Source organism: uncultured Campylobacter sp. (assembly GCF_938030815.1).
Classification (GTDB): Bacteria; Campylobacterota; Campylobacteria; order Campylobacterales; family Campylobacteraceae; genus Campylobacter_B.
On the sequence record NZ_CALHII010000060.1, the window covers coordinates 1 to 8,712 of the forward strand.

General features: G+C 44.5%; 11 protein-coding genes and 1 pseudogene. 1 reads left to right on the plus strand and 11 read right to left on the minus strand.

The genetic code is table 11. From position 1 onward, the window contains the following. Positions 1–164: 164 nt before the first annotated feature. The 10 genes and pseudogenes from truA to Q0277_RS02230 all read right to left on the minus strand — a co-directional run bounded on the left by truA (position 165) and on the right by Q0277_RS02230 (position 7,401). Complete coding sequence (truA, locus tag Q0277_RS02185; protein WP_009641344.1) at positions 165–893, minus strand: tRNA pseudouridine(38-40) synthase TruA; 729 nt, start codon at positions 891–893, stop codon at positions 165–167. 19 nt (positions 894–912) lie between these two features. Next, the gene (locus tag Q0277_RS02190) at positions 913–1,452 is read right to left on the minus strand and encodes an L-threonylcarbamoyladenylate synthase (protein WP_297995147.1); all 540 of its coding nucleotides are present in this window, start codon (positions 1,450–1,452) and stop codon (positions 913–915) included. Beyond that, positions 1,439–2,035: pseudogene (locus tag Q0277_RS02195) on the minus strand (F0F1 ATP synthase subunit gamma); the annotation flags it as partial. The pseudogene Q0277_RS02195 and the gene Q0277_RS02190, both read right to left, overlap by 14 nt. Before the next feature lie 12 nt (positions 2,036–2,047). Further along, a complete protein-coding gene (gene atpA / locus Q0277_RS02200) occupies positions 2,048–3,562 on the minus strand; it encodes a F0F1 ATP synthase subunit alpha (RefSeq protein WP_297995150.1) in 1,515 nt (504 codons plus the stop codon). A gap of 11 nt (positions 3,563–3,573) precedes the next feature. After that, positions 3,574–4,104 (minus strand): F0F1 ATP synthase subunit delta, encoded by a 531-nt coding sequence (locus Q0277_RS02205; protein ID WP_297881233.1) that lies wholly within the window; start codon positions 4,102–4,104, stop codon positions 3,574–3,576. Continuing rightward, complete coding sequence (locus Q0277_RS02210; protein WP_297995155.1) at positions 4,104–4,619, minus strand: F0F1 ATP synthase subunit B; 516 nt, start codon at positions 4,617–4,619, stop codon at positions 4,104–4,106. The genes Q0277_RS02205 and Q0277_RS02210 overlap by 1 nt, the downstream gene beginning before the upstream one ends. 10 nt (positions 4,620–4,629) lie before the next feature. Next, positions 4,630–5,052, minus strand: coding sequence for a F0F1 ATP synthase subunit B' (locus Q0277_RS02215; RefSeq protein ID WP_297995158.1), 423 nt, complete (start codon positions 5,050–5,052; stop codon positions 4,630–4,632). Positions 5,053–5,126: 74 nt separating this feature from the next. Beyond that, positions 5,127–5,990, minus strand: a complete 864-nt coding sequence (locus Q0277_RS02220) for a ParB/RepB/Spo0J family partition protein (protein ID WP_177389423.1) — start codon at positions 5,988–5,990, stop codon at positions 5,127–5,129. Further along, a complete protein-coding gene (locus Q0277_RS02225) occupies positions 5,978–6,769 on the minus strand; it encodes an AAA family ATPase (RefSeq protein WP_177389424.1) in 792 nt (263 codons plus the stop codon). The genes Q0277_RS02220 and Q0277_RS02225 overlap by 13 nt, the downstream gene beginning before the upstream one ends. After that, positions 6,766–7,401 (minus strand): biotin--[acetyl-CoA-carboxylase] ligase, encoded by a 636-nt coding sequence (locus tag Q0277_RS02230; RefSeq protein ID WP_297995160.1) that lies wholly within the window; start codon positions 7,399–7,401, stop codon positions 6,766–6,768. Before Q0277_RS02230 ends, Q0277_RS02225 begins: the two co-directional genes overlap by 4 nt. A gap of 262 nt (positions 7,402–7,663) precedes the next feature. Here Q0277_RS02230 and Q0277_RS02235 point away from each other — a divergent pair, with 262 nt between their 5' ends. Further along, on the plus strand, positions 7,664–7,891 hold the full coding sequence (locus Q0277_RS02235; RefSeq protein ID WP_297995162.1) for a hypothetical protein: 228 nt from the start codon (positions 7,664–7,666) through the stop codon (positions 7,889–7,891). Between the two features lie 42 nt (positions 7,892–7,933). On the opposite strand, the gene Q0277_RS02240 is transcribed toward Q0277_RS02235, so the two are convergent. After that, positions 7,934–8,712 (minus strand): methionyl-tRNA formyltransferase (locus Q0277_RS02240; RefSeq protein WP_297995164.1); only part of this gene is annotated, 779 nt, incomplete at its 5' end.

Consider the following 8,712-nt stretch of genomic DNA (forward strand, 5'->3'; position numbering starts at 1 on the left):
AACGATTTAGTAATGGTTCTTATTTCATTTGAATAGATTATAAAAGTAGTTTCAATTTTTCTATAAAAATGCTTTGACAGCTCGTAATCGCTACAAATAATTGCGATATGATGTATTTTTTCTATTTCCATTTTCAGTTGTCGCAGGTTAGTTGTCACTAGTCATTAGTCACTATAAAGTACTTCCTCTAAAAAAAGTGCGTGCCCAGGAACGGAATAGCCCGCTTGGGAACGATTTTTGCTCAGTAAGACTTGCTCGAAGCCCTCTAAGGTCATTTTCCCTGAGCCTACTTCCAAGAGCGTCCCTACAATGGCGCGTACCATATTGCGCAAGAAGCGATCAGCAGTGATTCTAAAGATGAGCAACGCCCCTTGCTGACGCCAATAGGCCTCTGTCAGATGACAGATATAGGTTCTGACATCGGTATTAACTTTTGAAAAACATTGAAAATCAGTGTGCTTTAGAAGTATTTTGCAAGCCTTGTTCATCAAGTCGAGGTCGAGGGGATAATGTATGTAATAATGTTGCTCATACCCGAAGGGGTCTTTCTCCGTGCTGATGAAATATTGATAGGTACGAGAGCGGGCATCAAAACGGGCATGGGCATCGTCCTTGACAGGAAAGATAGCTTTGATAGCAATGGTTTTTGGGAGGAAGGAGTTAAGCTTGTTTACTAAATTCTCAGGCAGTGACGCTTCATGGTCAAAATGAGCATAATAGTCCCTGGCATGTACCCCAGTATCGGTACGGCCAGCTCCCACTATGGAGATTTCAGTACGTAATAGTAAGGACAAGGCTCGTTCTATCTCTTCCTGCACCGAGGGAGCCTTGGGCTGTCGCTGCCAACCATTGTAATCTTTTCCATTATAGGAGAGTCGTATAAAATAACGCACTATGTTTGTTTTCAGTTAGTTAAAAAAGTCCCTCTATGCTACCCTTTCCCTCACGAATCAGCTCAGGAACTCCTGTGGAAAGGTCTATGATAGTGGAGGCTACATTGTCTCCATAACCACCATCGATGACAATATCGACCTTGTCTTGCCATTTCTCAAAGATCAATTCGGGGTCTGTGGTGTATTCCACTACTTCGTCTTCGTCATAGATAGAGGACGAGACAATCGGATTGCCCAATTTCTCTACCAAGGTACGAGCAATGTTATTATCAGGCACACGAATTCCTACCGTCTTTTTCTTTTTGAACTCCTTAGGCAGGTTGTTATTCCCTGGCAGGATAAAGGTATAAGCCCCTGGCAGTGCCCGCTTAAGGAGCTTGAAGGTAGCGGTATCTATCTGTTTTACGTAGTCGGAAAGGTTGCTCAGATCAGCACAGACAAAGGAGAAGTTGGCTTTGTCCAACTTTACGCCCTTAAGGTGTGCGATACGCTCCAAGGCCTTGCTATGAGTAATGTCACAGCCCAGCCCATAGACAGTATCGGTAGGGTAGATGATCACCCCGCATCTCTTGAGTAATCATATTCAAATAGCCGTTGTGGATAAGTATGACTTCGTCGGTTTTGCCTTCGTTAAAATCCTTAACTGCGGCTTGGACGATTTCGTTAGCTTTCTCGGACGATGGAGATGAGCTCACGCCGATATATCGCTCCAAAAGCTCAATGCCTTGAAAATCAAAATACTCTATCCCCTTTTTGCCGACGGCGCGAAGGCGAACCTTGATCTTTTTCGCTTTAAGCTCCTCGATCAAAGCTTTGATCTTTTTGATGGTGTTGATATTAAAACCACCGCAAAGCCCTTTATCTGCGGTGATAAACAGCAGATCAACTACCTTTACCTCTCGAGTGGTATCAAAAATTCTAAGTTTTTCGTCGTTGCCCGAATTATTGCCTACGTAATTTTTAACGCGCGCAGAAATTTCACCCAAGACCTCGTTAATCTTCACCGCATAAGCTCGCGAGCGCATCGCCGCCTCTTTGGTGTTTTTGAGCTTGACGTTGGAGACCAGCTTCATAGCTTTGGTAGTCTTCTCCGTATTTCTGACGCTTTTGATTTGAAGCTTTATATCCTTTAAATTTGCCATAATTTAGCCTTTTTAAGCGGCAAAGGTCGCTTTAAAGTCATTTAGAGCCTTGATTAAATTTTCTTCCAAATCCTTCTCGATGGTCTTTTTGCTTCTGATCTCTTCAAAAATTTCAGGATATTTCGCCTCGATATACGGATAGAGCTCAGCTTCAAATTTGCCAATAGAGCTCGTAGGCACATCGTCTAAAAATCCACGGCTTCCTGCAAAGATGATCACTACTTGATTTTCGACCGGAAGCGGCGAATAAGGAGGTTGCTTTAAAATTTCGACCATTCTTTGTCCGCGATCTAGCTGCTTACGGCTACTCTCGTCCAAATCACTCGCAAACTGCGCAAACGCCTGAAGTTCGCGGTATTGAGCAAGATCCAGGCGCAAGGTTCCCGAGACTTTTTTGATCGCTTTAATCTGCGCAGAACCGCCGACGCGGCTAACCGAAAGACCCACGTTGATCGCAGGACGAATTCCAGAGTTAAATAGACCAGATTCTAGGAAAATTTGACCGTCAGTGATAGAGATAACGTTTGTAGGGATATACGCCGAAACGTCGCCTGCCTGCGTCTCGATAATAGGAAGCGCCGTTAGGCTGCCTGCACCGAGTGCATCGCTTAGCTTGCTAGCGCGCTCAAGCAGGCGAGAGTGCAGGTAGAATACGTCGCCAGGATACGCCTCGCGTCCTGGCGGACGGCGCAAGATAAGCGACATCTCGCGATATGCGACCGCATGTTTGCTTAGATCATCATAGATGATAAGCGCGTGGCGGGAGTTATCTCTGAAATACTCGCCCATGGTGCAGCCAGAATACGGAGCCAAATACTGAAGCGCAGCCGCCTCGCTAGCACCGGCTGCAACTACGATCGTATAATCCATCGCACCGTATTCTTCAAGCTTTTTAACGACTTGCGCGACGGTAGATTGCTTCTGACCGATTGCTACGTATATGCAGATGACATCCTGGCCCTTTTGATTGATGATGGTATCAACAGCAACGGTGGTTTTTCCTGTTTGGCGGTCGCCGATGATGAGCTCGCGCTGTCCGCGACCGATCGGCACTAGCGCGTCGATCGCCTTAAGGCCGGTTTGAAGTGGCTCGTGAACGGATTTACGAGCCATGATGCCTTTAGCCTTTTCTTCGACAAATCTAGTATCCCTAGTCTCTATCGCACCTTTACCGTCGATCGGCTCGCCCAGGGCATTTACTACGCGACCGATTAATGCATCACCTACCGGAACGCGCAAAAGCTTACCCAGTCTTTTAACGCTACTACCTTCGTTAATACCGCTAGTATCGCCTAAAATAACGATGCCGACACTACTCTCCTCTAAATTTAACGCGATACCACGAGCTCCGTTTTCGAATTCGACCATCTCGTTAGCCATTACGTTTTTTAAGCCGTAAACATTAGCAACGCCGTCTGCAACCGAAACGACCTTACCGGTTTCTTCGATATCAACGCTAAGATCGAAATTTTCGATTCGCTCTTTGATTATGCTGCTGATTTCGTCTGCCTTAATTTTCGCACCCACGCTTTACTCCTTTAAATTGCTTTTAAAATATATTCGCTCATTTTTTGTTTCAATCTATCAACTGAAAAACTAATCTCAAATCCAAGATCCTCGACTTCGATCTTAATGCCTTCAAGCTCGCTTTTAACGGGTTGCAGAGTAATATCTGCATTAAATTTCTTTGAAATTTTAGCCTCTAGCTCTTTTATTTTCGCGGCGTCTATTTCGGTAGCGGAATAAATTTTACCTAAGTATTTATTATCCAGCGCCGCAATATTCTTGCGCAGTTCCTCGACTATCTGTGGAATTAGCGCAATACGCCTATTTTTAGCCAGGAGTTTAATAAAATTTACGATTTTTTCGCTTGGATTTTTTATAAACGACGCAATAAGTTCCACTTTGGATTCCTCTTTTAGCGTCGGAGATTTTACAATATCTTGGAATTTTGGAATTCTAAATGCGCTCGCGACGCTCTCGAGCGTCTGCAAAACAGAGCCTAGTTCATCTTTTTTATAGCTCAGTATCAGGGCGTTTACATATCTTTTTGAGGTGTTATTTATCATCATCCGACCTTTTTCTCTACGATTTTAACCAGTTTGTCTTGACCGAATTTAATGTCATCCGATGCAAAAACGTCATCCAGTATCTCGCTTACGACCTCTTTTTTGATCTTGCGCGCCTCAAAGCTCTTCTGCTCATCGAAAGATTTTTGCAAATTCGCAATCTCTTGCTCGGTCGCATTTTTTATCTTTTCGGCGGCGAACACGATCTCTTTTTTAGCAGTTTCAATTAAAGCTGCGCCTTGAACCTTAGCATCTTGCAAATCTTTTTTAGCTTCTTCCTTGCGAGCTGCAGACTCTTTTAAAATTTTTTGATTAGCCTCAAGTCTAGATGCGATGCCGTCGATCCTACCTTGATATGCTGCTTTTGCGGGACCTTTTAAAAGATAAAACAAAATTCCGAAAAACAAAATGAAATTTATGCTTCGCCACAGCACGTCGTAGTCTTTGACTCCATCGTGCCCACCGCTTGCTAAAACAAACGCCGGAACGATAAATAAAAATAGATATTTTTTCATACTGAAATCCTCATACTTTAGCCACGGCAGTACTTAGAGCTTTTTTAAATTCCGGAATTTTGGCTTGCAAATCATTTTTTAGGTTGCGCTTTTGCTCATCCAAACCGCCTAAAAATTGATCAAAATCTTCCTCCATTGCGGTTTTTTTCTCGGCTATTTCTCTAGCGGCAGCCTGCTTCGCGCTATCCATCGCCTCTTGCTTTATTTTAACAGCTTGCAACTTCGCAGCATCCATGATTCTTACGATCTCTGCTTTATCGGTATCTGCATCCTGTGCGTTTTTCATCGCATTTGCCTCATCTTCTTTAATAATAGCTTCTCGCTTTTCCATATGCAAAAGTAGCGGTCTATAAAGCTTGATATTTAAGAAGTAAATCAAAGCTAAAAATACGACGATGGTCGTTATCATGGCGGTCAAACTTACGTCTAGCATCGCACCTCCTCTAGGTTAGTTTTAAACAAAATGCGTATTTTACAATATGAAAAATTAAAATACACTATAAAAAATCATCCGATTTTCTTTAAAAACTCGGAAATTTGTAAAATTTCGCTAAATTCGATCGAAATTTTACGCTCTTTGATACTTATTTTACCAAATTGATCAAGCTTGGCCTTTAGCTTTAAAAGCTCAGGCTTGAAGCTTTGAAATTCCGCACCAGACTTTTTCTCTTTCGGAACGGTTTTATCTTTGAGCTTTTTTACTAAATTTTCGGTATCTCTTACGCTTAGACGCTGTCCTAAAATGGTATTTAGAGCTAAAATTTGATCCTCTTTTTCAAGTCCAACCATTATCTTGGCGTGCCCTTGCGAAATTTTATCTGCGCTTATGGCGTCTTGCACTTCGGAGCATAAATTTAAAAGTCTTAGCGTGTTGGTAATCTGCGTGCGGGACTTTTTGATGATGTCGGCTAACTCCTCTTGCGTGATCCTATATTCGCCGATGAGCTCTTTATAGGACTTGGCAAGCTCGATAGGATTTAGATCCTCGCGCTGGATATTTTCGATGAGGGCAAGCTCTCTTAAATTTTGAGATTTTATGTCCGCGACTACGGCTTTGATTTTACTCTCGCCCAAAAGCTTCGTCGCTCTTAGGCGTCGTTCGCCGGCGATAAGGACGTAAGAATCATCTTTTTGAATAACAATGATAGGCTGGATAAGCCCGTGGCGGGCGATGCTTTCGCTCAGCTGCCTAAGTGCCTCCTCATCGAAGCTCTGCCGCGGTTGATATGGATTTGGCTCGATTTTATCGACATCGATTTCGATAACTAAACTATCTGCATTTCCACTTTCTAGCTCCCTGTTATAGGAGCTTTCTACGTCGTCTAAAATCGCACCGAGCCCGCGACCGAGTGCTCTTTTTACCTTGCCCATTTTTGCTCCATTATGGATTTAGCGAGGTCTTGATAGGCGATGGAACCAGCAGATTTTATATCGTATAAAACCACCGGCTTGCCAAAGCTTGGGCTTTCGGCTAGCTTGATATTGCGCGGAATGATGACTAGATCATCACTCTTGCCGATACGAAAGAGCTTATCATCAAAATACTCGCGTAAATTCGCGACCGTTTCTTTGGCGAGGTTGTTTTGCAAGCTGTACATTGTCGGCAAAAATCCGCGAATTTTTAAATTTTTATTGAGCGTTTGCTTGACGACTTTTACGGTATTTAGGATCAGCGCGACGCCTTCAAGTGCATAGAATTCGCACTGAATCGGGATGATGACGCTATCACTTGCAACCAAGGCATTTACCGTAATGCTACCGAGCGTCGGCGGCGAATCGATGATGATGAAATCGTATCTATCCTTAACCTCGGAAATTTTATTTTTTAGCATTAGTTTGAAGTCTTTCTCTTCACTTACTTCGCGCTCGATGCCTACAAGTCCGATATTTGACGGCACCAGATCCATAAACTCAAGTTCGGTCTTTTGGATCACTTCGGACATGCTTTTACGCCCCGTTAGGACGTGATAAATGTTAAATTCAAAGTCGCTGCGGTTAAAGCCAAGTCCGGTCGTAGCGTTCGCCTGAGGATCTACGTCGATCAGCAGGACCCGCTTTTTCTTTATCGCTAGCGACGCAGCGAGATTAACCGCTGTGGTCGTCTTGCCGACGCCGCCTTTTTGATTTGCTATCGTAATTACTTCACTCATCTTAAAGCATAAACCCTTTCTTCGTTTATTATGATCGATCCGTCCTCGCAAAGTTTAGCCTGCGCGAGCGAAATTTTTTCACCGCCTAGATGAACGCTAAATTTTTGCGATTTTTGGAATTGTAACGAAAAATTTCTAAAAATTTGCTTCCACGAGATTTTATTTTCATATAGCGCAAAAAAGCCCTCTATAGCGTCTTTTGCGCTGATTTTTATATCTAAAATTCCCGCATATTCGGGCGCGCCGAGTAGGTTTATGCCGATGCCGCAGATGAGGGTATTTTTGATCTTATTCGTCATCGTCCCACCGATTTTGCGCTCATCCACATAAAAATCGTTGGGCCATTTAAGCCAAAGCTGCGAGCCGAGCGATGCTAGAAGCTCCTGCATAATCATCGCAAAATATATGCTCGCCGACTGAGGCGGCACGTCCGCGGGCATATCGCTCTGCGCGACACAGAACGAAAATGCGAGATTGCCGCTCGCGCCCTCCCAATCATTGCCGCGCGAGCCGATACCGGCGCTTTGGCGATTTGCGGCGATCGCAAAAGGCGGCGTTATCCTGCCTTCGCGCACGGCGTTCACCAAAAACTCCTGCGTGGAGGGCATTTGCTCTACAAATTCTACTTGCAAAACCCGCTCCTTGCGTAAGGTGAAGGGCTCGCCTTGAAATATTGCAAGCGTTTAAATTCCGCGTAGTGATAGAATTTTGAGACAAGATAAAATTTAGCATGATTAAATTTTACGACATAGTGAAATTTTGTGCGATGGAATTTTACGCTCTTGCTAAATTCTTCGGCAATGCGGATTTTCCCAGCGGTATTTCGATAAAATTTTAAAGCTTTATCTCGCAAAAATTCTGTGGCACGATCATAGAATTTTAAATGGTGCGTGTTTGGTGCGACGCCGCAAGATCCGTAACCGCGGTGGCGAAATTTTAATCTCCTGCAAGCGTAAAATTTTAAAGTATAGAAGCGAGGTTTTAGAATTTTATAAAGCCTTGATTTTGGAGCTTCGCTTCGAAATTCCGCACAGTAAAATTTTACTTCACGATTGCGGCGATACCCAAGGCAGAATTTCGCCGCGACGCCAAAAGCGCGGCGCAAATAAAATTCCCGTGTAGCATCAAAAGCGCGGCGCAAAACGCGAGAATTTAAAATTCCACTTAGCATAGCAGATCGCCGATCTTTAGCCGCTTGCCGTTTAGATACGCGCTAGCGTCCACCGGCTTTTTGCCAGGCTCTTGCACCTTCATGATCTTAACCGCGCCTTCGCCGCATGCGACGCCAAAGCCAAGCTTATCGACGCTTAAAATTTCGCCCGCGCGTTCAAATTTACGCTCGCAATATTCGCGCAAAAGCTCTAGTTCTAAAATTTTAAGTCCGCTAGCTAGATAGATCCCGGGCCAGGGCGTTAGCGCGCGAAATTTATTATAAATTTGCTCTGCTTTTTCATCAAAGCTAAAAAGTCCGTCTGATTTTGCGATCTTTTTGCAGTGCGTAGCCTGCGTGTCATCCTGCTTGAGCGGCTTTAAATTTGCAAAATTTCGCAGCACTCGCACTATCAGCTCGCCCGCTAGACCCCCGAGCTCGTCAAAGAGCTGCGCCGCCGTCTTGTCTTCGCAAGGCGTGTAGGCAAAATCAAGCATATCGCCCGTGTCAAGCCCCGCATCCATCAGCATCGCCGTCACGCCAGTTTGCTTCTCGCCCGCCAAGATCGCGCTTTGGATCGGGCTTGCGCCGCGGTATTTAGGCAGGATCGAGGCGTGCAGGTTTATGCAGGGCGCGACATCAAGGATGACCTGCGGCAAAATTTTACCGTACGCTGCAACCACTATAAAATCAGGCTTTAGCTCTTTTATCTGTGCCGCGACCGCCTCATCTTTGAGTGTCGCAGGCTGAAAGATAGGTGCCGCGGGCAGGTGCTGCTGCGCGTAAATTTTAA